Origin of the sequence: Microcoleus sp. F4-D5, from assembly GCF_036704885.1 — a bacterium.
Classification (GTDB): domain Bacteria; phylum Cyanobacteriota; class Cyanobacteriia; order Cyanobacteriales; family Microcoleaceae; genus Microcoleus.
The window spans coordinates 93,445-116,821 of record NZ_JAUBSX010000009.1 but is presented as its reverse complement, the minus strand read 5'-3'; the positions used below and the strand labels follow the sequence as shown (position 1 = coordinate 116,821).

General features: G+C 44.0%; 25 protein-coding genes. 11 read left to right on the top strand and 14 right to left on the bottom strand.

All coding sequences use genetic code 11. From position 1 onward, the window contains the following. The first annotated feature begins 481 nt into the window (after nt 1–481). A complete protein-coding gene (locus tag QUA80_RS06895; protein ID WP_333422626.1) occupies nt 482–1,867 on the top strand; it encodes a hypothetical protein in 1,386 nt (461 codons plus the stop codon). On the opposite strand, the gene QUA80_RS06890 is transcribed toward QUA80_RS06895, so the two are convergent. Beyond that, entirely contained in the window at nt 1,839–2,036 is a 198-nt protein-coding gene (locus tag QUA80_RS06890; RefSeq protein WP_333422624.1) for a hypothetical protein, read from the bottom strand. The genes QUA80_RS06895 and QUA80_RS06890 overlap by 29 nt on opposite strands. Nucleotides 2,037–2,352: 316 nt before the next feature. After that, nucleotides 2,353–3,207: a hypothetical protein gene (locus QUA80_RS06885; RefSeq protein ID WP_333422622.1), complete on the bottom strand. Its 855-nt coding sequence runs from the start codon at nt 3,205–3,207 to the stop codon at nt 2,353–2,355. 617 nt (nt 3,208–3,824) lie between these two features. On the opposite strand from QUA80_RS06885, the gene QUA80_RS06880 reads away from it, so the two are divergent. Then, the gene (locus QUA80_RS06880) at nt 3,825–4,103 is read left to right on the top strand and encodes a hypothetical protein (RefSeq protein ID WP_333422620.1); all 279 of its coding nucleotides are present in this window, start codon (nt 3,825–3,827) and stop codon (nt 4,101–4,103) included. A 1,075-nt stretch (nt 4,104–5,178) separates the two neighbouring features. Here QUA80_RS06880 and QUA80_RS06875 read toward each other — a convergent pair. Further along, entirely contained in the window at nt 5,179–5,577 is a 399-nt protein-coding gene (locus QUA80_RS06875; RefSeq protein WP_333422618.1) for a DUF4342 domain-containing protein, read from the bottom strand. 1,552 nt (nt 5,578–7,129) lie between these two features. On the opposite strand from QUA80_RS06875, the gene QUA80_RS06870 reads away from it, so the two are divergent. After that, the gene (locus QUA80_RS06870; RefSeq protein WP_333422615.1) at nt 7,130–8,611 is read left to right on the top strand and encodes an ATP-binding protein; all 1,482 of its coding nucleotides are present in this window, start codon (nt 7,130–7,132) and stop codon (nt 8,609–8,611) included. Nucleotides 8,612–8,800: 189 nt separating this feature from the next. Here the strand turns inward: QUA80_RS06870 and QUA80_RS06865 are convergent, their stop codons facing one another. The 4 genes from QUA80_RS06865 to QUA80_RS06850 form a co-directional block, all read right to left on the bottom strand. Further along, a complete protein-coding gene (locus QUA80_RS06865) occupies nt 8,801–9,187 on the bottom strand; it encodes a hypothetical protein (RefSeq protein WP_333422613.1) in 387 nt (128 codons plus the stop codon). A gap of 153 nt (nt 9,188–9,340) precedes the next feature. Continuing rightward, a complete protein-coding gene (gene secF, locus QUA80_RS06860; RefSeq protein WP_333422611.1) occupies nt 9,341–10,309 on the bottom strand; it encodes a protein translocase subunit SecF in 969 nt (322 codons plus the stop codon). Between the two features lie 174 nt (nt 10,310–10,483). Continuing rightward, nucleotides 10,484–11,881 carry a protein translocase subunit SecD gene (gene secD, locus QUA80_RS06855; RefSeq protein WP_333422609.1) on the bottom strand — a complete coding sequence of 466 codons (1,398 nt, stop codon included), beginning with the start codon at nt 11,879–11,881 and terminating at the stop codon, nt 10,484–10,486. A gap of 144 nt (nt 11,882–12,025) precedes the next feature. Further along, the gene (locus QUA80_RS06850; RefSeq protein ID WP_333253381.1) at nt 12,026–13,009 is read right to left on the bottom strand and encodes an alpha-ketoacid dehydrogenase subunit beta; all 984 of its coding nucleotides are present in this window, start codon (nt 13,007–13,009) and stop codon (nt 12,026–12,028) included. 218 nt (nt 13,010–13,227) lie between these two features. On the opposite strand from QUA80_RS06850, the gene QUA80_RS06845 reads away from it, so the two are divergent. After that, nucleotides 13,228–13,968 carry a Uma2 family endonuclease gene (locus QUA80_RS06845; protein ID WP_333422607.1) on the top strand — a complete coding sequence of 247 codons (741 nt, stop codon included), beginning with the start codon at nt 13,228–13,230 and terminating at the stop codon, nt 13,966–13,968. Between the two features lie 53 nt (nt 13,969–14,021). Here QUA80_RS06845 and QUA80_RS06840 read toward each other — a convergent pair whose 3' ends face one another. Beyond that, nucleotides 14,022–15,389: an NACHT domain-containing protein gene (locus QUA80_RS06840; RefSeq protein WP_333422605.1), complete on the bottom strand. Its 1,368-nt coding sequence runs from the start codon at nt 15,387–15,389 to the stop codon at nt 14,022–14,024. A gap of 245 nt (nt 15,390–15,634) precedes the next feature. On the opposite strand from QUA80_RS06840, the gene QUA80_RS06835 reads away from it, so the two are divergent. Continuing rightward, a complete protein-coding gene (locus QUA80_RS06835) occupies nt 15,635–16,462 on the top strand; it encodes an SH3 domain-containing protein (RefSeq protein WP_333422603.1) in 828 nt (275 codons plus the stop codon). Nucleotides 16,463–16,535: 73 nt separating this feature from the next. Here QUA80_RS06835 and QUA80_RS06830 read toward each other — a convergent pair whose 3' ends face one another. Further along, on the bottom strand, nt 16,536–17,261 hold the full coding sequence (locus QUA80_RS06830; RefSeq protein WP_333422601.1) for a M15 family metallopeptidase: 726 nt from the start codon (nt 17,259–17,261) through the stop codon (nt 16,536–16,538). 94 nt (nt 17,262–17,355) lie between these two features. Here QUA80_RS06830 and QUA80_RS06825 point away from each other — a divergent pair, with 94 nt between their 5' ends. From QUA80_RS06825 to QUA80_RS33715, 3 genes are read left to right on the top strand one after another with little or no spacing between them, the layout of a single operon-like run. Beyond that, a complete protein-coding gene (locus QUA80_RS06825) occupies nt 17,356–17,592 on the top strand; it encodes a hypothetical protein (protein WP_333422599.1) in 237 nt (78 codons plus the stop codon). Beyond that, entirely contained in the window at nt 17,592–17,852 is a 261-nt protein-coding gene (locus QUA80_RS06820) for a type II toxin-antitoxin system PemK/MazF family toxin (protein WP_333422597.1), read from the top strand. The genes QUA80_RS06825 and QUA80_RS06820 overlap by 1 nt, the downstream gene beginning before the upstream one ends. Then, complete coding sequence (locus QUA80_RS33715) at nt 17,807–17,929, top strand: type II toxin-antitoxin system PemK/MazF family toxin (protein WP_445302209.1); 123 nt, start codon at nt 17,807–17,809, stop codon at nt 17,927–17,929. The genes QUA80_RS06820 and QUA80_RS33715 overlap by 46 nt, the downstream gene beginning before the upstream one ends. 19 nt (nt 17,930–17,948) lie before the next feature. On the opposite strand, the gene purB is transcribed toward QUA80_RS33715, so the two are convergent. The 5 genes from purB to QUA80_RS06795 form a co-directional block, all read right to left on the bottom strand. Then, the gene (gene purB, locus QUA80_RS06815; RefSeq protein ID WP_333422685.1) at nt 17,949–19,244 is read right to left on the bottom strand and encodes an adenylosuccinate lyase; all 1,296 of its coding nucleotides are present in this window, start codon (nt 19,242–19,244) and stop codon (nt 17,949–17,951) included. 197 nt (nt 19,245–19,441) lie between these two features. Further along, on the bottom strand, nt 19,442–19,828 hold the full coding sequence (locus QUA80_RS06810) for a type II toxin-antitoxin system VapC family toxin (RefSeq protein ID WP_333422595.1): 387 nt from the start codon (nt 19,826–19,828) through the stop codon (nt 19,442–19,444). Next, entirely contained in the window at nt 19,825–20,085 is a 261-nt protein-coding gene (locus QUA80_RS06805; protein WP_333319915.1) for a DUF2281 domain-containing protein, read from the bottom strand. Before QUA80_RS06805 ends, QUA80_RS06810 begins: the two co-directional genes overlap by 4 nt. 31 nt (nt 20,086–20,116) lie before the next feature. Next, nucleotides 20,117–20,272: a hypothetical protein gene (locus QUA80_RS06800; RefSeq protein WP_333422593.1), complete on the bottom strand. Its 156-nt coding sequence runs from the start codon at nt 20,270–20,272 to the stop codon at nt 20,117–20,119. 1 nt (nt 20,273) lies between these two features. Next, nucleotides 20,274–20,477, bottom strand: a complete 204-nt coding sequence (locus QUA80_RS06795; RefSeq protein WP_333422591.1) for a hypothetical protein — start codon at nt 20,475–20,477, stop codon at nt 20,274–20,276. 51 nt (nt 20,478–20,528) lie between these two features. Here QUA80_RS06795 and QUA80_RS06790 point away from each other — a divergent pair, with 51 nt between their 5' ends. From QUA80_RS06790 to QUA80_RS06780, 3 genes are all read left to right on the top strand, one after another. After that, nucleotides 20,529–21,689, top strand: coding sequence for a hypothetical protein (locus QUA80_RS06790; RefSeq protein WP_333422589.1), 1,161 nt, complete (start codon nt 20,529–20,531; stop codon nt 21,687–21,689). A gap of 78 nt (nt 21,690–21,767) precedes the next feature. Further along, nucleotides 21,768–22,028: a type II toxin-antitoxin system HicB family antitoxin gene (locus QUA80_RS06785; RefSeq protein ID WP_333422683.1), complete on the top strand. Its 261-nt coding sequence runs from the start codon at nt 21,768–21,770 to the stop codon at nt 22,026–22,028. Between the two features lie 59 nt (nt 22,029–22,087). Further along, nucleotides 22,088–23,179: a hypothetical protein gene (locus tag QUA80_RS06780; RefSeq protein ID WP_333422587.1), complete on the top strand. Its 1,092-nt coding sequence runs from the start codon at nt 22,088–22,090 to the stop codon at nt 23,177–23,179. Nucleotides 23,180–23,377: the final 198 nt, after the last annotated feature.

Below are 23,377 nucleotides of genomic sequence, written 5' to 3'. Positions count from 1 at the left end.
CCCACCCACAGCTTTTGTCAAAAATTCATCATAAATTATTCAAAAATTTATCAAGGCTTAACCAATTTTTTGTCACATTTACTGTAATTTATGATACAGCTCGGGCAGGTGGCCCGCATCTCGACAAATCCAGAATTGTTAATATTTAATTTTCCTATCTCCCTCCCTCTCGGGAGCATATCATATTTGTAAAAACACTTCTTCTGGCTCCTTCCTTCTGCCTCTTGCCTCGCAGCAAGAGAGCCTCGCAGCAAGAGAGCCTCAAAACTCCAATTTCTAGCTGGGCTGCTTTGATTGAGATGCTCCCTCCCTCTCCCTCTCTCTTTCTCTCTCCCCCCCTCTCCCTCTTGCTCTCCCCCCTCAGTCTATTTCACCCTAAAATTAGCAATTTTTGAGTCACGAATCATAGCACGATCGCAGCGGGTTTTGATACCATGCAATCAAGCGCAAGACGATCAGGGAATGCACTGGAGGTGCGTAAATGGAGCTTTTGGGAGAACAAAAACGCTGTTTGGATGGCTTGGTAAGCTCGATCGAGCAATTGGGAGGTCGAGTAGACATTGCGAAGCTGGAGCAGATAGCCGAGCTAATCATTCAAACGATGAGAGGGCCTTGGCGCTACTTTCACACGTCGGAACACATTTTTGAGGTGGGGGGGTCAGTCGATCCGATCGAGGTGCTGGCTGCGCTGTTTCACGACCTTGTATACGTGCAAGTGGATCAGGGCGTTAGTTTCAATATTAGTAGCGCCCTTTGTCCTTTTGTCAAAGAAGTGCGATCGCAGTTAGTTATTAAAGATGAAAGCGAACTGCCCGACGATACTACGTATCAGCTAGTGGCCTCAGTCTTTGGGTTTGTTCCCGGCAAGACTCTCTCTCCGTTTGGCGGCCAAAACGAATTTTTGAGTGCCGTGATTGCTGCCAAATCTTTGGAGCCTTTTTTGCCAGCTAGTACGATCGCCCAAATCGCCGCTTGCATCGAGGCTACTATTCCTTTTCGTCCGGTTTCGCCCAGTGGTTGGAGCGCGATCGAACTTTTGCACCAGCGGTTGGTAAGTATAAATCGCGATTTTGATTTCGGATGGACTGATGCCGAAACCGTTGAAATTGTCAAGCGTTCTGTCAGGTTAGCCAATCGGGATATAGAGAATTTTGCCTCTCCAAATTCCTCTAACTTCTTAGACAATACTTGGAACTTGATGCCAGAAACCAACCACGAATTGGGGAATGCCAATTCCTATACTGTTGGTGGATATCGCAGGTCTCTGCAAAAAATGGAAGGATTTTTGAAGTTCCTCAAACCAGAACTGGTTTTCCAGCAGTTTATGCAAGAGCCGGACGATGCTACCTACGCTCACCTGATTGCCATAACTCGAAAAAATATCGAAGTTGCTAAACTTTATCTGGGGATCAAGCTAATTACCATCGCCATTTTAGAAGCTCTTTCCTACCGTTTGGGGCGCGATATTCCGCTTTCAACTATGATGGGAGAATTGCGCACACCAGGATTTAAAACCTCTGTTTTGGAGGACTACTTGCCCAACCGACCGAGTGCCTATCCTCTAGACAGTCAGTTGCAACGAGAAGTGTTAGACCTGCTAGAAATAGGACGCAATCAAGAATCGCGCTATGATATTAAAAACTCCCCGGTTTCTACGTTTATTATCAAATCTATCGGCTTTGCTGAAACAGAAAACTTTTTGAAGAAAGCTCAAGAGTTTTTTGCAGACCCTACTTCGTCGGAAGAGTTTCTGTCTTACTGTTCTCCCGATGTCATCGACACCATCTCCTCCGGGGTTATGAAACTCTTTGACAGCAGGAAGATGGCTTTAGGGAAAGTTAAATTAGCTCACCAAACTGTTTCTTAGCCAATCTTGGACGCACGCTTCCCAAAAAACCCGGTTTCTCGTTGTCAGGTTCGAGGGTATATGACCAAATTACCTCAAGAAACCGGGTTTTTCCGTCCAGGAATGTGTTAGCAAATGTTTGCACGATCGGTTCGCGATCGGAGAAACCTAGTTTCTTGAGTTCAGCCACGATGTTCTGTTAGTGGGACTTAGACATTTTCAGGCCGCTCAAGGGTCTGAAAACGTCTCACTCCCAAGAGAAAGAGGTCGATGACCTAAAAATTCCTGAAACCTTTGTCAATACTAAATTTATGCCCATTAGAGCTACAAGCCTATCTGTATCTAGGTTTGAAGCCATTTTCGCCTCACTTTTTCTCTATGTCCCGCTCATTTTGGTATGTATTGAAAAAATATCCATTTAAACCATAAAAAAAAGTCCTCTTTAAAGGACTTTTGCTATGACTCTGGGGTTTGAACCCCGGGCGGAATAATTTCACCTCAAACTTCTAGGGCTGTGAACCAGGGGCACCCTCTGCACCAGAGTTGCTATTAGGTACAGCCGTATCCGTAGGATTAGAATCGCTCCGGCTTTCTGTATTAGTTTCGGTATTGGTTTCGCCGCTCGTACCTGCTCCAGAAGCACCATCATCTTGAGTTGGAGATGGAGTAGCTAAACTCTCAGGTGCTGGAGTTGGCGGAGTGGAAGCTGGCTCATTCTGCGGAGTCGGAACCGCAGTATTGGTATTATTTGACGGCGAAGATGGAGACGGCGCTGCTTGCTGAGCGGGTGCATCTTGCTGCTGTGAGTTTGGAACCGTAATATTGATATTCGGAGCCGGATTTGCTTGAGGAGTCGGAGCTGCGTTTTGAGCTGGACTGGGTTGAGGAGCCGGCGTAGCCTTTTGAACTGGAGATGGTTGAACCGGAACCGGAACAATCTTTTCAACGATCGTTTTTTCTCTCTCTACAGTCTGAGTCGGAGCAGGTGTTGCTGAAGGCTGATTCGCTTTCGGTACAACAATCACAGGAGCAGCAGTAGGAGTAGGAGCCTCCTCACTCCGATTGAAGTAATATACACTGCCCAGAACTAAGCCTGTCAAAGAAGCAAGAAGAATACCTAACAGCAACCCGCGACCAGCATTCTGATTATCGCGGACTTCTTGGACTCCAAGTTGACGGTGGTTTTCCGCCATTTCACCCTGTACGTAACCTTGGTGATGAGCTGCTTCTTTAGAAGCCATCGCAGTTGTACTCGGAACACTTGTAGTGGTTCGCGTTGTCCTTACCTGACCGTTACTTGCATCTGTGTGAACCTCTTGATGAATTTCACGGCTAGAGCTATTTTCTTCGTTAGGTTTCATAATTATCTTCGTCACAACTCTTCAAAAAAATTTTGTCTGTAGGAGATGCTCTGGTTGGAAAACTTGAGCTAAGCTGTTGAGCATTTAAATCACTTATTTCAATTCACTGTCACGATTTAGACAAGATCGTAAGTGTAAACAACGTTGGGCTTTTTGCTCATACCCCCTTTAAATGCTTAACAGCTTTCTGCTTGGGGAGTTTAGAGAACTTTTGGTTTTTCCCCCATCTGTATCCAATCTAACTCGCCAACGCCTTAACCAGGCTCTACCCTCAGAGTGATCCCCCGAGTCCCCTAAAGGCATAGAAATAACGGGACTTAAACAAAGAATACGGGCTAAATTAGTGATTTATAGTGCTTGGTCGGCAACCATATAACGTTAAAAGATGAGCAAGGAAAAAGAAAACCCCCGCCGCAATGCCCCTGCTTTGATCGATGGTGTCAAAGATTTGACGATATCTTTTGTTATCAAGCCCAAAAACGGGAGTTTAGGAACTATTTAGGCGGATTTTTGAGAGAAATAAAAAATATCTGTTGCAGGTGGTGGCACACAGCATCGGAGTAATTTATCTCAAATAATACGATTTTTGAAAGGCAGCTTCTTGGTAATTCAATGAAATGAATCAACGCCGTGTGGAGGTAATGAGTAAGTGTCACCACACCAGGATTAGTCGAGGAATTACCATCATCATAGATGATTCAGTGTCCCCTGAGAGCGTGGCAAATTTACTGCCGGAGTGGGAAGGCAATCCATCAGATAAATCGGCAAAACAGAAGGGAATAGTAACAGTTATCAGTTATCTATACGATGCCATTAGATATAAAATTATCTCAAAAAACGCACTCATTTACCAAAAAAATATGAGCAATTCAATAAATAACATCAAAAAGCCATAAGTTTAATAAGTTTGAAAGATGATATCAATCCGCGATGATTATAATTTAAATCGAGCCTACAACAACATGAGTTTTTTACAAAAGTTAGATAAAAATAAATAAATTCAAATACATAGATGAATAGCGAATAATCGAAAAATAATAATTCAAAAATGAGCAGATTAAAAATAGGATATTCGAGGAAACAAGTTGGCAAAAACCTTACAAAAAAAATATACACTAAATTTAAACTACAGCTAAAAAAACCGCTAACGGTGTGGTTAGCCACAATATCCATCGAGTTATCCAACTGCAATAACCAGAAAGTAATAGCGATGCTCGTGGCAGTTCACTGTTATGCAGCCCATCCAATTAATTGATAATTAGATGACTAAAATTGAATTTTTAACAACTGGACAGCGGATAGTAAAGACCTATTTACAAGAAATTGGATTAAATTTTTCTGTCGTGAATATCTCATGAAGGTTAGGGTTAAAAGAATATCAAGTCAGAGAGCAACGCAGTCGTCAGAGGCATTTAATTTGGGTATTTTGTGCGTACACTTTTATTCTCTGACATACCTTAACTGGAGGATTAAGACGTAGGTGGGTAAATAAAAATTCAATAGGACTTAGACATTTTAAGGTTCCTAAAGGGGATGAAAACCTCTAGTTCGCAAGGGAAAGAGGTCGATGACATAAAAAAGCATCAAACTCTTGTAAATACTAGACTTATACTCATTTAAGCTAAAAGTCTCTCTTTATCTAGGTTTGAAGCTATTTTGGCTTCTGTTTTTGTCTAAGTCCCATTAAACACCATTGCACAGGCGCTCGAAGCTTTTAGAACAGCGATATCTTTTTGGTTTGTGTATTGTGGCTGAAGGAAGATAGGAAGGTATTCTCTGCTTTTACAGCCACTTTAGGCTGGGTTTGGAGTTGCAATTTGTTTGAGTCCGGTTAGATAACCATTATTACGTTAGCAGTAATCAAGGCAACTTTTTTCTCATCCAGAAAGAGATGAAGAGCGTACTGACTAACAACAAGCTTGATTAGGGGAAATTAACCGGACATCAACTATTACTAACAACTGAGTTTTTTTACTCTGTTCTTTCAATGATGATGGTCAGGTGAGCGACTAATGCACCTATCGCTCCTACTGCTGCAATGACTGGAAACAAAGCCGCACCGATTACTCCGCCGACTACTCCCACTGTCAGAGGAACTTCTACTAAGATCCGTCCCTCTTCATTTTTGATAATGATGCGGCGGATATGGCCTTCGTGAATCAGTTCTTTAACTTTGGCAACCAAATCATCGCCGTTAATCTTCAACTCCTCGACGCTAACTTTTTGCTGAGTATAAGCAGGGGTTTCTAAAGGAGTCGTTTCAAAATTAACCTCACTAACTTTTTGGGCAGAAATTTTTTCCGATACAGGTATTGATCCGAGTTCTCTTGCCCCGACAGGTTCTTGTTCGCGATCTGTAGGTGTGTCCATTTTTTGTTCTCCTTTTAGGTAAAAGTATTTTTGTATAGAATTATTTAGAAACATAACACGCAACTTTTTTTCGATCAATCATTCTTTTGGGTGATATTGCTGCTGCTGTCGTGCTTTTCTCTGTTCATCTTTGACAATCAAGCAATTTCGTCGGGGGCCCCCGGATTCATGCCGGGAGCGAGAAAAAAGCTCGGAATCCTCATCGCCAGCCCTCGGATTTATCAGTAGGGTCGCTTTCTAAAATCTACAATCTAAAATTGATTGACGGCCAGAGCCTAAAATCCTGCCTGCGCGGGCGTTAGGTGCCGACTCGCCTTGTGCTGCTTGGTTAACTGTCAGCCTCTGAGCCTCGCACTGCGGCAGTCTTCAAAAACCTCAGATCCTGACAGTCAAAGGATTAGAGGGACATTCACAGTCTCAGAGACTCAGACTCAACAGGTGTACAGGTTGAAATACTGACATTGTACTGAAACTGCGATCGTCAGCCCGTGTATAGAGTTAGCACATTTAGTTCGGCAAACCGCACATGGAAACCGTCGCTTACTTTCCTCAAGTGTCATTTCAATTTAGCTCAGTGCGATCGCCAAACCAAACGCGACCCCCTGAGCTTCCTCAAATCAACATCTTAGAGTTTCTAATGAGAATTGCCTAAAATAAAGGGGGAGGAGAACTAACAGCGATCGAAATATCGCAACCAAACCAACTTCCTCAAATTGAAGTTGAGCTTGGGGAAAAGTCGGCTAAAATAAAATTATTTCCTTCTGCTTCCTCTTTATTCTCCGTATCAGATTTGCCAGCGACAAAATTTGAATATCAAGTTGGCGGCCTGACTTTACTTTTTTGCAAATTTTTAAAGCACATCAAGCGGATGTGTGAATGTGAGTTCTAGTTGCGATCGCACAACTTTAGGATCTGACGGAAAAAATTCGTCTGTGAAGCTTTGGAGTCTTGATGCGGCTAAAGTATAAGTTGCCGAACTTGACAAATTGCTCGCAATCGGCTGCCCCTAGTGCGAAGACTACCTGCAATACAATCCGTGGGTTGAGTGCGATCGGCATTTGTGCGAAACAACTGACTATTGAGATTTATTGGCAATTCCCCGACACCGATTTGGCCTGAATTCTCAAATAGGCGATCGGCTGGCTACTTGTCGCTATTCTTGTCTTATTGTAATATAATTTTACGCAACGGGTAATCCCCAATTTAGTGCCACAAGTCGCAGATGTCTATTAATCTGAAGCAAATTAATGTCCTCAAACATTAACAATAGTTATGACTGTTATATTCGGATTAGTAGAAGCTTGGATATATAAAATTTACTACATAGTCACGTTTCAAACGGGTGTCTGCTGTTAAATCCATCTAACCTGCAATATCGTTTCGGGGGATACCAGCACGATTTAAGGCAAAGAAAATCCTGCTGAATTAACTGGATTCGAGCGAGCAGAGAGAAGTTGATGACCAAGCTATAAAAAGAGTTGAAAAGGCAGTCTAAATAGTAGGCAAGACTCCAGCAGCCAACCGCTACTGCCAATTACCAAAGGAGGGAGCAGTGTATGAAAATGACGGGTTGAGTCCCCTGAAATCGCCGCTTGGTTTGCGATCGACTCTACAGGAATTAACCCTGTACGACTTTCTCCTAGAGTCCGATCGTCCGGGGGATGAAGTTGCTAAAATTTTTCAAGCAAACCCTTTAGTTCCCGGCATTATCATCACTCAGCAAGGAAAGTTTACAGGGATGATTTCGCGGCGGCGTTATTTTGAACACATGAGCCGCCCCTACAGTTTGGAGTTATTTTCTCAACAGCCTTTGTTCATTCTTTACCGCTTTACTAAAACTGATATGTTGGTTCTCGATAGCGAAACCTCGATTATGACGGCTGTGCGGCAGTCTTTAGAGCGATCGCCCGAACTAATCCACGAACCCATTGTAGTACAAGTAGAACCCGAAACTTACAAACTTTTAGACGTACATCAACTGCTGCTTTCTCAGTTGCAAATTCACGAGTTATCAACAGTGGCGATGCGCGAGTCCCAAGCGCAATTAAGACATCAAGCCCAACAGCTCGAACTTGCCCTGCTAGAACTTCAGCGCACTCAAACTCAACTAATTCAAACCGAGAAAATGTCTTCTTTGGGGCAGTTAGTAGCAGGAGTAGCTCACGAAATTAACAATCCGATCGGCTTTATATACAGTAATTTGCACCACGCTAAAGAGTACATGCAAGGTTTAATACGGATGCTCGACCTCTACCGACAGCACTGTCCCGAATCCATCGCAGCAATTGAAGCAGAAGCAGAAAAAATCGAGTTCGATTATTTAGTTGAAGACTTGCCGAAAGTGTTAAATTCCATGCAGCAAGGTGCAGAAAGAGTGCGCGACATCGTTTTGTCGCTGCGGAATTTTTGCAGATTAGACGAAGCTGAAATGAAGCAGGTCAACATTCACGACGGTATCAACAACACGATTATGCTGTTGCAAAGCCAGCTTAAAGGGAAATCGGGGCAAGAGCCGATCGCCATTCACAAAGAATACAGCGACTTGCCGCTGGTGCAGTGCTATCCCGGACAGCTCAATCAGGTATTTATGAATATTTTAGTTAATGCCATTTACGCTCTTGTGGAGTCGAAAAAAGACGAAAAAGTCGATAAACAAAGCCATCACAAGTCCCCAGGCGATCGAAAGCAGTCTTGTACAAATAGTCAACCATCACTTTCTAACTCTACTCGCCTGCTTCCTGCGATTTGGATTCGCACGGAGTTAATTGAGAAAAAAAAGGTAATAATTAAAATTTCTGACAACGGCCCGGGAATGACAGAAGATGTTCGGAAGCGGTTGTTTGACCCTTTTTTTACTACTAAGCCGGTCGGCAAAGGAACTGGTTTGGGACTGTCGATTAGCTATGAAATTATTGTGAACCAACACGGCGGCGAATTGAAATGCTTTTCGGAACCGGGAAAAGGAGCAGAATTTGCGATCGAAATTCCACTTCAACAGTCTTCTGCAGCACAGATTTTGCCTCGCTTTGCGTGATACAGCAGAAAGAAGTTCGGCAACGAGGAATGTACGGGATTTAACGGATTTAAAATAACTAGCATCTACTCAAAGGTGGTCAGAAACCGGGTTTTTTCACCCTCATATTTGCTTGCAGCGCACAGATTCGGTAAAAAATCCGGTTTCTGAGGTTGGAGTGCGTCTAGGAGTGAAGAATAAAGCCCATTGCTACCGCGAACCTTTGCAAACCCACTTCCACAAAGGATGACTAGGCCCGCGCTGGCGAATGCGGCGCACTTGTTGTTCCAAACTCTGTTTTTCCCGCTGGGGCAATCCTCGCACTTTATTGCGACTTTGCCAAGTTAGCACAGCTAAAGTCATTCCCAAGCACAAACCCAAACCGAGAGTCGGCAAGCGGTGAAAATATAAACCGTAGCGCACCGCCGCCCAAGTGAAGTGTTCTAACCACAAAGCGATTTCGCGGCGCAAACCCCAAATGCTCAAAGAACCGACGCTAATCCAGAGCAATATCACAGTTAACCAGCGGGCGTAAACTGTTAGTTTGTGAAGCCTTTGGACTTCAATTTGAAAATTTGCGTCGCTTTCATCAGTCATTAGTCATTAGTTATTAGTCATTAGTATTGAGGGTATCCAGCGCGCAGCTTACCGCTATCAGTGGCGCATCAAACCATTTTTTTGCCTTAGCCCTGAGTTAACCGTTAACAGCAGTCAGCAGCTTGATAACTAATGACTGATGAGCAATGACAATTAAACTTCCTCTGACTGGTTGATTCCTTCTGCGGGGACGGGGATAGGGTTGCCGGTGCGACTGCGCCACCAAGCTAGCAGCGTACTGGCAATGAAAATACTCGAATATGCACCAGCAATAAAACCGACAATCAAAGCTAAAGCAAAGTATTTGAGGGTTTCGCCGCCAAACAAAAAGATTGAAAACAATGTCAGCAGCGTTGTCATCGTCGTGTTAATTGACCTTCCCAGGGTCTGCATGACCGCATCATCGACAATTTGATCGATAGACTGTCCCGGATTTAGCTTGATTACTTCGCGCACGCGATCGTAAATTACCACTGTATCGTTAACAGAAAAACCGATAATTGTCAAGAGAGCGACCACAAATAAACTGTCAACTTCCACTCCTTGGACTAAACCCAAAAACGAGAAAACACCAAGAGTAACAAACACGTCGTGGAATAGAGCAACGAAAGCAAAAAAGGCGTAATCCAACTGAAACCGGAATGTTAGATAAACCGTAATTCCCGCAAAGGACAGAAATAAAGCCAACAATCCCGAAGTAAATAATTGTTTACCGAGGGTAGGCCCAACTGTATCAATTTGAGTAGATTGAGGAGCAAAAGCGCCTATCTTTTCGCTCAAAGCTGTTTGTAAATTAGTCCGCTGTTCGACATCCAAAGTTTTCGTTCGCAGCGACAAACCTCGCTGTTCTTGGCCGATAACTTGAATGCTGCTGCCACCTAAACCTTGGGCGTCCAGGACTTCGCGGACAGCAGCAATATCGATGGGTTTACAATTTTCCGGTTTCGTGCAGTCGAGTTCAAATTGCAGCCTAGTGCCGCCGATAAAGTCCAAACTGGGCCGCAGCGGTGCGCGAATGTCGGGACGAGTCCAAGAAATCGCCATCGACACTATACCTGCAAGGATTATAGCGGTGGAAATACTCCACCAGAGCGATCGCTGTTTGATAACACTGAATTTCATAATTTGAAGGAAGAGGGAAGAAGGAAGAAGGAAGAAGGAAGAAGGAATAAGGAAGAGGGAATAAGGAATAAGGAAGAGGGAAGAAAAATTTCTCAATGTAGGGTGCGCAATGCGAACCTTACCTACGGCGCACCTTACCTAGTCAGTCAACAGTCAACAGTCAACAGTCAACAGTTAACTATTAGCAGTTTTCGACAAATCGGGACAGAACCACTGAGGTTTCCGCAGGGCAGGAAAGCCCAACACTACCAAAAGTAGAGTGCGGCTGCAAGTAATAGCAGTAAACATACTCACTACTACGCCCAATGCCAGAGTTACAGCAAACCCTTTAACTAAACCAGCGCCCAACCCGAACAAAGCAGCACAAGCAATAACTGTTGTGACGTTGCCGTCTAAAATGCTGGAAAAAGCGCGGTAAAAACCCGATTCGACCGATCGGTAAAGCGTTTTTCCCGCCCGCAACTCTTCCCGCGTGCGCTCAAAAATCAGCACGTTAGCATCCACTGCCATCCCGATGCTGAGAACGAAACCAGCAATTCCCGGCAGCGTTAATGTCACGCCCAAAAGCACGAAAGCTGCCCAAGTTAACAGAGCATAAATTAACAGCGCAATATTGGCAATTACGCCGGGGAGTCGATAGTAGGCAACCATGAAAATCAAGACCAAAATTAAGCCGCCGATACCTGCGTTAATACTGCTTTGAATGCTGTCTTTACCCAAGCTAGCGCCGACAGTGCGGTTTTCTACAATTTCGACCGGCACGGGCAAAGCGCCGCCCCGCAATTGCACTGCTAAATCGTTGGCTTCTTGCGTTGTAAAGTTGCCTTGAATTACGGCACTCCCACCAGTAATTCCTGTCTGGGCAAATTCAACGCCGACGACTGGAGAACTGATCATTCTTTCGTCTAGGAAAATACCGATACTGCGTCCGGTGCCGGCTAAATTTTTAGTTAGTTGGGCAAAGAGTTCGCCTCCTTTGGTATCGAAACGGAGAGCAACGTTCCAGTTGTTCCCAGCCGCCAAGGGTTGAGGTTGAGCGTCTTTGAGGTTTTCGCCGCCGAGGCCGCTGCTTTTGAAGAGTTTGGCGATCGCCTCATTGCTTCTTTTCAAAGCAGCCTGATTTTCTTTGATAGCCGCCTCATTATTGCTAGTTTTCAATGCTGTTTGTTTGACCAGCAATTCCTGCTGCAACTGCCTTTCAATGGCTAATTGTGTTTCTGTTCCGGGCAGTTGTTCCAAAAATTCTAGCTTGGCGGTGCCGCCCAAAACTCGTTCTGCTTGCTGCGGGTCATTTACTCCGGGCAACTGCACGAGAATTTGGTCTTCTCCTACTGTTTGGACTAATGCTTCGGAAACGCCCAAACCGTTGACGCGGTTTTCGACAATCCGCCGCACTGCTTCTAACATTCCCTGGTCAATTTTGGGAATTGTCGGGGTAGTTTTTACTTGAATTGTGAGTTGCGACCCTCCTTGCAAGTCTAATCCCAGCCGCGTCGGAATTGTTACTATTACAGTAATGGCGGCGATGATTAAAACAAAAATTAAGGCTAATATGGAACGTTGTTTTTGCATATTTAATTATTAGTCATTGGTCTGTTGGTAGTTGTCAGTTGGCAGTTGGCGGTTGGCAGATTTTAGTCAACAGTCATCAGTCATCCGTCAACAGTCATCAGTCAACAGTCAACAGTCAACCAATGACTATTGACTAATCACTATTTATACTCGCAAAGCTACCATTTTTTGGACTGCCTCGACAATTTGAGTGGGCTGGACAATGGTCAGTCTTTCCAAATTCCCGTTGTAAGGTGTGGGAATATCTTGTGAAGACAGGCGCAAAACCGGTGCGTCGAGTTCGTCAAAAAATCGATCGCTAATCGAAGCAATTAATTCGGCACCGATGCCTCCTGTTTTCATGCACTCCTCTACAATAATTACTTTGTGAGTTTTGCGAATGGATGCGCCAATTGTCTCCATGTCCAGGGGTTTGAGAGAAATTAGGTCGATGACTTCTGGATCGTAACCTTCTTTTAGCAGGGCGGGCACTGCTTGCAAGACGTGGTGCCGCATCCTGGAATATGTCAGGATGGTGACATCTTTGCCCGATCGCACGATTTCTGCTTTGTCCAGCGGCACTAAATATTCTGTTTCTGGCAAATTTTCTTTGAGGTTGTAAAGAAGGACGTGCTCGAAAAACAGAACCGGATTATCGTCGCGGATGGCTGATTTTAAGAGTCCTTTGGCGTTGTAGGGAGTCGAACAGGCGACTATTTTCAAACCCGGTACTGCTTGGAAATATGCTTCTAGGCGCTGGGAGTGTTCCGCGCCGAGTTGCCGGCCCACGCCGCCGGGCCCGCGAATTACCATTGGCATTTTGAAGTTGCCGCCGGAGGTGTAGCGCAGCATTCCGGCGTTGTTGGAAATTTGGTTGAAGGCCAGCAGCAAAAAGCCCATGTTCATGCCTTCGATGACCGGCCGGAGTCCCGTCATTGCTGCGCCTACTGCCATGCCTGTAAAGCTATTTTCGGCGATCGGGGTGTCGAGCACTCTAAGTTCGCCGTATTTGTTGTAGAGGTCTTTGGTGACTTTGTAGGAACCGCCGTATTGACCTACGTCTTCGCCGAGTACGAATACGGCGGAGTCGCGGGCCATTTCTTCGTCTAACGCCTCGCGGAGGGCGTTGAACAATAAGGTTTCTGCCATAGGAGGTGAAGCAATGATTGCAGGAGGGTCAGATTAGAATCTTAACCTTTTGGGGGTGTCGATCTAGGAGTCGATCGAACATTTTGTACTTAAAGCGTGCAGAATTGGCAATGCCATTATCATGTTTGGCTATTTTTGTCAAATTATTGAAAAACTATTCTTTTGTTCAAGAGTAATTTGCGTTTATATAATATGAATTAGTATTGAGGAAAGCAGCAATGTTACAGTACAACTTGCCGAGGAACTTGCCCTCAGCCGACGAACTGCCAGACTCGGATGAAACGCCTGTGGATAACGAACTGCAAGAACTAATACCGGGGTTGCTAAAGGCAATCTTGCTGATACTTTGGTCGTCACGCATGGACTGGTTTTTTGGGATAGATATGGGTATTTACTATCACCCTGACAAGCCAGCTATTGTCCCAGATGCTTTCTTGAGTTTAGGAGTAGAACGGTTTTACGACGAAGAATTGCGTCCCAGTTACGTGGTGTGGGATGAAAATGTCATGCCGCTGTTCGTGCTAGAAGTTGTTTCCCAAAATTATCGCAAGGAATACACCACGAAATTGGAAGAATATCAAGCTTTAGGCGTACTTTATTACGTGATTTATTCTTCCCGCCGCCGCCGTAAACCGCGTTTGGAAGTACACAAGTTAGTCAATGGCAAGTATGAACTGCAGTCAGGAAATCCTGTTTGGATGCCAGAAATCGGTTTGGGAATTGGTTGTGAAAGGGGAAATTATTCTGGGGTGACAAGAGAGTGGTTGTATTGGTACGATGCCGATGGCAAACGCTATTTGACACCTGAAGAACAAGTGAAGCAGGAAGCGCAGCGCGCCGAACAGTTAGAGCAGCGCGCCCAACAATTAGATCGGCGCGCCCAACAATTAGATCGGCGCGCCCAACAATTAGCTCAAAGATTGCGAGAGTTGGGAGTAGACCCAGATAATTTGAACTAATGGCAGTCAGTAATTCGATCGCTATTTTTTTTCAGGTAGGGGCGATCGATAATTTATATTTCAGCAAAATGCTTTTGCAACAAATCGTGAATAAATCGATAGCGCCGATCGCCAGTTTTTTGCAGCAGCAGGCGATCGGTCGCAGCATCGAGAAAACGCCTGTAATCCCAAGGAATGTAGCCGTTAGACCACAGCACCAGGCGCAATATAAAACTTTCAATCCCCGGAATTCCCGGCAGCAAAGCACTAATTACCGCAGCAACAGCACCCGCAATTAATCCCCAAATCGACCCGGAGACTAGGCTGGCAATTAATCCCAAAATCACCCAAATCAGCCCGCCAAGCAGCTTAACTCCAAACTGATACTTGCGCCGTTCCTCGTCTGTTTGCAGCCAGCTATACGGTATGCGATCGAGATAAAATTCTTGCATTCCTTGCTGTTCCATCCTTCTCGCCAACCATCCCAGCCAGTGGCGAATTTGTTCCGGCCGCAGTTCCTTACCTCTGGGATACTGCTTGACTTCCCCGGTGATTTGGTGCCGGATATAGGCAGTTAACAGATATTTGCGCTGTTCTTCGGCAGAAGTTATGCGCTTCCAAGCTTCGATTAAAATATCGTCGTAAGCCAAAGCCATCATGCTCAAAAGCAAGGGAACTTTTGCCAATTTCAACAACTCCGGCTCCCGCTCAATGCTGTACCAAAGTTCGCGGCTTCTGGCTTCTAGCAGATAATTTTGGATTTGAGTTTCTGTTAAAGGTTTCAATAAAACCGCTGCTTGCAGGCGAAATCTAGTCTGGCAGTTTTTGTAAGCTTCAAAACTGCTGCAAGCTACTAAATGTTTGGGTTTAAATTCGCTTTCAACAAACTGATTGATTGCTTGAATGCAGATATTTTGGCGGTGGGTTTCTACTTCGTCCAAGCCGTCGAGGAGAGGCAGCAATTTTTGTTCGGCAAGCCATTTTTTGCCTGCGGCAGGAGAGATGCCGTATTTAAACTGAAGTTGAGCAATTAACCAATCTGCGATCGCCCCAGATTCTGCTTTCCACGATCCGAGTTCAAACAGCACTGGTACTGGCAAACTAACATCTTTTTGGGCGCGGGAAACTAACACGCGAGCTAATTCTAGCAGCGTCGTAGTTTTGCCTGCACCCGTCGCTCCCAAAATTACCAATTTGCCGCCGGTGCGATCGAACACTTTAGCAATGCTGGCTTTGGGAGGAAGCCGAAAACTCGGACGGTTGCCCGCTTTCACTTCCACATCCCAACAGCGGTTAACACCCGTTGGCTGCGAGTCTTGGCTGAGGTTAGCCAGCACAGCCGCGTGCAAAGACTGCGATCGTCCTGCTTGGACTTCTTGCTTCACCTCCTCCAACAATCGATCGCGAGGCGGTTGTAATCTCAGAGGAATCAATTTTGACATTTTATGTACCTCGCGCTGAACGCTTACTTTCGCAAATTTGCGCGCAAATACCCCAGAGCAAGATTACCATCAGTATAGGCATCCAGTATATGTTGACTCAAATTATTGCGGCAATTATGGATCTGAAATTTTATCTAAAAATCCTGACCCTGTGGGCCGCACTAGGTATTTCCACTATAAATTAACTGGCGATCGCCCCAACTCCCAAACAAAAATTATTAGTATAGATACAGAGAGGGTTTTTTATGTCATTTACTAAGGCTCAAATCATCACAGTAAGCTTAGCAGGAGTGGCAACAGCGGTGGGAGTGGCTGTTGCAACTATACAGTCGGGTGCGATGAAACAATCCCATCCTTCCCTCGCTGAATCACCGGTATCCACCAGAAACCAGATTGCAGGGGAATCGACGAACAACCCCGAATCTCGGCAACCAAAAACCCAGGCTGCGGAATCTCCGAAATCCGAAGCCCAACCTGCCAAAACCCCAAAACTTCCATCCTCGCTAGTTGCAGGAGTCTCTCCGCGAAAAGTTGAGCCAGTAGTTGTCACACCGCCAAATTCGGGTTGCAAAATCAGCCAAGCTGTAGTCAGCGATCCGAATCCACCGCTAAACGTGCGATCGATCCCGCAAGTAAGGGGCAGCCAAATAGTAGGAAAACTTAAAAATAATACCTTTGTTTCAGTCGCCGAAGAACAAAACGGTTGGCTGCGAATTACCGATCCTCCCGGTTGGATTGCCAAAAACCGCACCGAAAGCAGTTGTTCCAACGTCAACCAGCAGATTAATTTTCTGCCGGGAGGAGATGAGGCGATCGTCAAAGGTCGAATTATTGGCGGCGGCAGCCATTCTTACCGGATTCGCGCTAGAAAAGGTCAAACAATGACTGTTAGGAATCGGAAAGATGTTTTCCCGCAAATTATAACTCCCAGCGGCAAACTTTTAGCCGGAGATCCTTATCAAGGCAATGAAACAGAGTGGACTGGAAAAGTGCCAGTAACAGGCAATTACACATTACAATTAGATTCAAATTTCCGGGGATACGAATACGAATTTTCGGTAAAATTGCGATAATTTTCCTGATATCTGTAGGGATACGACACTGCCGTGTCCTACCTGGATCTGCGACTATTAATAAATAGTATAGTTAAGGAATAGCCCCAAGCGAGATATCGAGAATCGCAAATTTCTGCCAATCTTCCGAATCAAAGTGCCACCATTCTGTTGTGATACCGATAAATCCGTGTTTTTTCATTGCATCCTTAAGCACTTGACGATTTTTCCGAGATTGGGCGCTGCCGCCTTGATAATCTGCGTGAGCTTTTTCGGTAAAATCATCGTAAGGTGTTGGCATTTCTAATTCTTTGCCAGTGCGATCGACTAAAGTCAAATCAATAGCAGCACCGCGATTGTGCCGCGAGCCCCTAGCAGGATTGGCAACATAGCGAGGATCTGGCATAACTTCCCACATTTGCTCAGTCACAGAAAAAGGCCTGTAGCAATCGTAAACTTTCAAACCCAATCCAATTTTTTCCAAATCTGTTTGAACTAGCGCTAACTTTTGAGCAACAGAACTTCTCAAGGCGCATTTCGATATAGGATAAAGTTTTCGTTTCAAGAAATTGTTAGTAGTGGCGTATCGGATATCGAGGCGAATGTTGCGATTTACGGTGCGGATGTCAACCAGTCGCGCCCAACTGGGGAGTTGACTCATGAAAATACTTTCAGGTACTACTGGGTTTGGTTCTGGTTGGATAATTTGCACTTGTGGCGGCTCCTGGGCGCGGACAAATGTTATATGGTGCAGACCGATCGTACATAGCAACACTAGCATAAATGCGATCGGGTATTGTCCAAAACGATTAAATTTCATAGCTGTTCTGATTGTGAGTGTTAAAAAGTAGATTGAGGTCGTTGTTCTATGCTATAACCAATATTATGATGTCACCGTGACAGCAAGCGGAGCTATGAAAACTGCAATTTCACTTCCAGATTTAGTTTTTGAAGAAGCCGAAGCTTTGGCTAGTCAGTTAGGGTTATCACGCAGTGAGCTTTATACAAAAGCATTGCAGGCGTATCTGCGGCGACACAACCGCGAGCGAATTTTGAGCAAACTCAATCAAGTCTATTCTGAAGAGTGCTCTGAACTAGATCCAGTCTTGGCAAAGATGCAATTTATGTCCTTACCCCATGAGGATTGGTAATGTATCGCGGAGAAATTTGGTGGGCAAACTTACCCTCTCCAATTGCTTCAGAACCTGGATATCGTCGTCCCGTCTTAATTGTTCAGGATGATACTTTTACTCAGAGTCGTATTAGCACTGTAATCGTCGTCATCATTACTTCTAATCTGCGGTTAGCGGAAGCACCAGGTAATGCTCGTTACCGAGTAAAGCCACAGGTTTATCCAAGGATTCTGTGGCTAATATTTCTCAGATTTTTACTGTGGACAAAACATTTTTAATTGAGTGCATTGGCACAATACCACAGGATTTACAGGATGAAATAGATGAAGGATTACGATCGATCTTGTATCTTTAGTAAGAAATTCAAAAGATTTTTAAATTCCCAAGCGCTGATACACTAAATCTAAGTGCCTCAATTGATACTGCGGATCGAAACAATCATCAATTTCTTTGGTGGTCATCTTAGCTGTTACCCGATCGTCCTTAGCAATTAAATTGTAGAAATTGCCGCCCGGTTTGTTCCAAGCTTCGTGAGCACAAGATTGCACAATTTTGTAGGCCTCTTCGCGACTGGTGCCTTTTTCTACTAAAGCTAACATGACTCGCTGGCTGAAGATGACTCCGCCGTAAAGGTTCATGTTTTGTTTCATGTTTTCGGGATAGACTAGCAGGTGTTTTACTAAGTCTGTGGTTTCTACTAACATGAAGTGAGTTACTGTAGAACTGTCGGGCAAAATCATCCGTTCTACGGAACTGTGAGAGATGTCTCTTTCGTGCCAAAGCGCTACGTTTTCTAAGGCTGCGACGGCATTGGCGCGGACGATTCTCGCCATCCCTGTGAGTCTTTCCGATCGAATCGGGTTGCGTTTGTGGGGCATGGCAGATGAGCCTTTTTGCCCTTTGGCAAAGAACTCTTCGACTTCGAGAACGTCGGTGCGTTGCAGGTTGCGGATTTCTACTGCAAAACGCTCGATCGATGCTGCTAAGAGTGCTAAGGTTTGGACGTATTCGGCGTGCCGATCGCGCGAAATGACTTGAGTCGATGCACAATCGGGTTCGAGTCCGAGGTTTTGACAGGCGATCGCTTCAATTCGCGGGTCAATATTAGCATAGGTTCCGACTGCGCCGGAGATTTTGCCGACTGCAATGGACGATCGCAAATTCACCAATCGGGCGCGGTTGCGAAAGACTTCTGCCAGCCATCCTGCTAGTTTAAAGCCAAAGGTGATGGGTTCGGCGTGAATTCCGTGCGATCGGCCAACCATCACGGTATTGCGATGCTGTTGTGCCTGATAGCGAATAGCTTGACTCAATTCTTCGACACGTTCTAACAAGATATTGACGCTAGCGACTAATTGCAGCGCCAAAGCGGTATCCAGCACGTCGGAACTGGTTAAGCCGAGGTGAATGTAGCGGCCGGCATCGCCTACATATTCGTTGACATTTGTCAAGAAGGCGATCATGTCGTGGCGGACTTCGGCTTCTATTTCGAGGACTCGTTTCGGGTCAAAATTAGCCTTAGCTTTGATTTCTTCGACTGCGGCGGCGGGGATGTAGCCGAGTTCGGCTTGAGCTTCGCAGACAGCGATTTCTACTTGCAGCCACGTTTTCAGTTTGGCGGTTTCAGTCCAGATGTTGCCCATTTCGGGCAAAGTGTAGCGCTCTATCACGGTGGGAGTTGGGGAATGCGATCGTCCTATTGTACCTCTGTGTGGGGGTACAAGAGCCAAATAGCCGAGAAACCGGGTTTTTTGCGAAAATACTTCGTTGCAACCTGCAGACGCGGTAAAAACCCGATTTCTGAGTCTGAATGCGATATTCTTTACCGATCGCCGATTATAAGTTAAAGCCTATTCAACCGATCTCTCTACCACAATCTTTGTACGGGGTAGCTGTCAAATACAGCATCAATACTTAAGATAGGCATTCGAGTCACAACGGCTTGAGCAATTAAGAGTCTATCGAATGGATCGCGATGAGCATTTGGCAATGTGTCTAATGCAAAAATATGAGCTAGCTCGATCGGCAAAATTTGCAATCCATTGACTTGCTGCTGGCGTTCTATCAATTCAGTTAAGGACACGTTCAGTGTTAACTTCCCAAGCTGAAGCTTAATTTGCATTTCCCAAATACTAACCAAGCTCGTAAATAAAGTATGAATTGGATCGGTGATAATATTCGTCGCTTGTTGCGATAAGTTTTGGGGAGAGATCGCTAGCCAAATCAAGACGTGCGTATCCAGCAAAATATTCATGCTTCACCCAACCAAAACGCATCAGGAAGTGGCTCGTTAAAATCCTCACTCATCCAGCCCATCCCTTGATGCAGACCCAAAACCCGTTGTTGCCCAGGAGGGGGTGCAGCTTCAACTGAAGTGTTTTCGGGGATCGATCGCATCTGTCGTTCCAGCAAAAACTCTGCAAAAGTTAACAAAAGCTGCTGATTTTCCGGGAGTAAGTGCTGTAACTTGCCTAGCAACTCTTCCAAAAGTTCGATCGTTTGAGAAGTCATCTTTTTCCCCTCAATGTTGGCGATAGTCTCATTATCCGTTATTTTTTGGCGATCGCCCTATCTTAATGGCGTTTGCTTGAGCAGGAGTAATAAACGAGTCAAAAGTTGTCAATATCAACCCCCGATCGCAGAGATTGCGGTGAAAGTGTAGCGAGCGATCGCGTTTTGAGTTAGGGAATGCGATCATCCTATTGTACCTCTGTGTGGCATCCCTCTTGAGCCGAGATGGGGAATTGCGGGCGATCGAACTTTCCAGATATGTGACACATCGTCCGTAGACCGATCGTCCGCAGAGACTGAGAATTGGCAGATGAGTCGATCGAAACAGAAGATTCTGCGTGTTTTAGGTCATCTTGTAAGACAACTGCCGAGATTAATTTCTCCTTCCCCAAAAATCTATTTTTGTTATATTAGAGCTATCAATAAATTTAAGCATTTGTTAAATGACATTAATAGCTGCGTTCTACATCAACAATCATCCTGTACTAATAGGAGATGTATTAATAAGTTGTCCCGGCCCCTCACAACTTATTGATATCCCTACTTGTGACCGAAAAATATCTCCTCCTGAAGATTTAGAGCGCGGGATTCTGGAACTGCGCCAAAAAGTTAATATCATCAGCTCGAATCTAATGGTTGCATGGTGCGGAGACTGGTGCGCCGCCCATACACTTTTAAAAGAATTAAAAGCCCGTTCTGATGCCGCAAATTTCACAAGAAATTCTTTAAAAACTTTTTTTGAAAGCGACGAAATAAGAGACTGGATGGGAAAGGCAGAGGTGTGTTTCATAGGATACATTATTGATGCTGACGGCATAAAAGAATTTCAGTATTCTTTTAATGGAGCAAAAATTAATGAAATAAAAATACCGACGTATGGGAATACCTTCATATCTGGTTCGGGTAGTAACGACCTAATACATCTATTAGAAACTACGGTACCAAGACAGCCCTCAATACCTAAAAAAACCAGTGAATACGACGATGCTGTTATAGCATCGCAATGTATCTGTGGAGCATTATTAGTTACAGAGTTTAAGAACATATTATCTAGTTATGGAGGATCTTTTGAAATTGCTACCTTAAACAAACAAGGGATGTTTCATAAGGTTGACATAACTTATTTTCTGTCGTACGTTTCAAATTGTGAAAGCAGTAACCCCAAACTAGAGTTAGTAAAGAAAGCTTATAAGCTAATCTATATCAAGGATGTGCTAGTAGTCTATACGCTTTCGATGGGTCAAACCTTCAGGCCATTAATTCTAGATTCCGTTCATTACACTGAATTTCCTATAGATGAGTATCAACGTTATACAATAGCACCCTGCTATTATCCATACTCCCCTGAAAAAGAAATTTGGTCTGTGCTTTCTGGAGTTTCTATAGACATTACTTCTAGCTTAAATTGCAATCATTTGTTGCCCATAGAATACAACAATCTGTCAGGAGAGATTTCTTTGGTTCCGGGTAAAAATACAATTTGTAAGCCTCATCTCCGTGAAAATAGTAGCTACATAGTAAAAAGCCCCAATAACCGTCCATCAACTTTAATTATCAAAAATGAAGATTTGGATGACCTAAGAAATAGTTATAAACGGAAATGATGCTAAACTATATTTAGAGAAGTTAGTCAACGAAATACTTGAGGCTTTAAGGCAAATCGAAGCAGAGGAGACAGAACCCTGAAATATACAATTGTTATCCAATGGTCAGAAGAAGATCGATGCTTTGTCGTGTTTTTGCCTGAATTTGAGGATGTAATGCAGCCGGTAACTCACGGAGATTCTTATGAAGAAGCTATCTACAATGTACGAGAGGTAATAGAGTTACTAATCGAGACTCGTCAAGCTGAAGGTAAACCATTGCCAGCAACTAAGAATCTAGAACGATTATTTCAGATTCCTTCGCATGACGTGGGCATATTTGTACAAAGCAGTATATAATATACTGTTGAGAGATACTGAATGTAAACGCTAGTACAAAGATTTTATTGAGGTTAACTATGAACGTCGATAGTCAATATTCTGAACAACTAAACAAGAAACATTTTGATTTTTTGCATTGTGTTTATAAAGCTCCGGATCTAAATATATATCCGATAAATATTTCTCTTGCTTATATTGCTAAGTCTATAAATTTACCGGAAAGTGAAATTCTCAATATTTCCGAATACTTATCCACGCAGGATTTCATAAAAATAGATAATTCATGTCCTCCATGGAGAGATGAGATTGATCGTGATGTTTCGATTACATCTAAAGGAATAGCTGAAGTAGAAAATCAGGTCACTCAAAATCTGAGCGATAGCACTGAGCGTTTATTGAAGTCAACTCCAAATGTCGAAAATGTCGATATCGCAGTTATAAAACAACAAATCAAGCGTTATCAAGTCCTATATTGTATTTATAAAGCTACCGAAGACGATCCAGATGAATATATTCGTCTTGGTTATATTACTAAGGATATAGGTTTATCTGAAAATCAAGTTATCAGTATTACTAACTACTTAATAGATCAAGGTTTTCTATGTAATAGATTTGATCTGGATTCTATTAATTATGCTGTTTGTATTACATTTAAAGGAATAGCTGAAGTGGAGAAGATCGCGATTACAAATAAACCCACAAATCAGGTTGCTCAAACTTTAACTGTGTCACCCAATCCCCCTTTTATTGATGAAGGTAGACTACAGGAAATTAGAGACATTTCATCAAAGGAATTAAAGTTTGACCTTTCCAAACTTATAAGATTATGTGAGGAACTAAACAGTAGCTATTCTAATAAAAACTATTATGCGACTGCCATGCTTACTCGTGCAATTATGGATCATGTACCTCCTATATTTAAATTTGAAAAATTCGCCGAAGTCGCCAATAATTATGGAAGCAAAACTTCACCAAATGAAAACCAATCTTTCAGAAAATCTATGAAGTACCTAGAGGATTTTTACAGAAACATAGCTGATGGTTTTCTGCATCAGAAAATTAGAAATAGCGAATCTCTCCCCAACGTAACTCAAGTCAGAGACAGCTCATCAGCTATAGAGAGACTGCTTGAAGAAATAGTAAGAATACTCAAAAAGTCTGAATCATAAGCCAATACAAAGCTAATTTTCCCAAGCTACTGCAAGGAAGTGCACTGCACACCTTGCTTCATACAAGTTTGAATATTTCGCTTGTTGCGGATATTGCGTTTGCGGCGCGAAAAGTGTTATCGTGAAAACAACTGAGTATGCGCCGGAGACTTACACGCGGGTAGCCAGAAACCGGGTTTTTTCGCGAATCTGCTGGTG

Coding starts and splice junctions, on each gene's coding strand:
- QUA80_RS06895 (WP_333422626.1), top strand. CDS start 482: ATGGAGCTTTTGGGAGAACAAAAACGCTGTTTGGATGGCTTGGTAAGC.
- QUA80_RS06885 (WP_333422622.1), bottom strand. CDS start 3,207: ATGAAACCTAACGAAGAAAATAGCTCTAGCCGTGAAATTCATCAAGAG.
- QUA80_RS06880 (WP_333422620.1), top strand. CDS start 3,825: ATGAATCAACGCCGTGTGGAGGTAATGAGTAAGTGTCACCACACCAGG.
- QUA80_RS06875 (WP_333422618.1), bottom strand. CDS start 5,577: ATGGACACACCTACAGATCGCGAACAAGAACCTGTCGGGGCAAGAGAA.
- QUA80_RS06865 (WP_333422613.1), bottom strand. CDS start 9,187: ATGACTGATGAAAGCGACGCAAATTTTCAAATTGAAGTCCAAAGGCTT.
- secF (WP_333422611.1), bottom strand. CDS start 10,309: ATGAAATTCAGTGTTATCAAACAGCGATCGCTCTGGTGGAGTATTTCC.
- secD (WP_333422609.1), bottom strand. CDS start 11,881: ATGCAAAAACAACGTTCCATATTAGCCTTAATTTTTGTTTTAATCATC.
- QUA80_RS06850 (WP_333253381.1), bottom strand. CDS start 13,009: ATGGCAGAAACCTTATTGTTCAACGCCCTCCGCGAGGCGTTAGACGAA.
- QUA80_RS06845 (WP_333422607.1), top strand. CDS start 13,228: ATGTTACAGTACAACTTGCCGAGGAACTTGCCCTCAGCCGACGAACTG.
- QUA80_RS06840 (WP_333422605.1), bottom strand. CDS start 15,389: ATGTCAAAATTGATTCCTCTGAGATTACAACCGCCTCGCGATCGATTG.
- QUA80_RS06835 (WP_333422603.1), top strand. CDS start 15,635: ATGTCATTTACTAAGGCTCAAATCATCACAGTAAGCTTAGCAGGAGTG.
- QUA80_RS06830 (WP_333422601.1), bottom strand. CDS start 17,261: ATGAAATTTAATCGTTTTGGACAATACCCGATCGCATTTATGCTAGTG.
- QUA80_RS06825 (WP_333422599.1), top strand. CDS start 17,356: ATGAAAACTGCAATTTCACTTCCAGATTTAGTTTTTGAAGAAGCCGAA.
- QUA80_RS06820 (WP_333422597.1), top strand. CDS start 17,592: ATGTATCGCGGAGAAATTTGGTGGGCAAACTTACCCTCTCCAATTGCT.
- QUA80_RS06810 (WP_333422595.1), bottom strand. CDS start 19,828: ATGAATATTTTGCTGGATACGCACGTCTTGATTTGGCTAGCGATCTCT.
- QUA80_RS06805 (WP_333319915.1), bottom strand. CDS start 20,085: ATGACTTCTCAAACGATCGAACTTTTGGAAGAGTTGCTAGGCAAGTTA.
- QUA80_RS06800 (WP_333422593.1), bottom strand. CDS start 20,272: ATGATCGCATTCCCTAACTCAAAACGCGATCGCTCGCTACACTTTCAC.
- QUA80_RS06790 (WP_333422589.1), top strand. CDS start 20,529: ATGACATTAATAGCTGCGTTCTACATCAACAATCATCCTGTACTAATA.
- QUA80_RS06780 (WP_333422587.1), top strand. CDS start 22,088: ATGAACGTCGATAGTCAATATTCTGAACAACTAAACAAGAAACATTTT.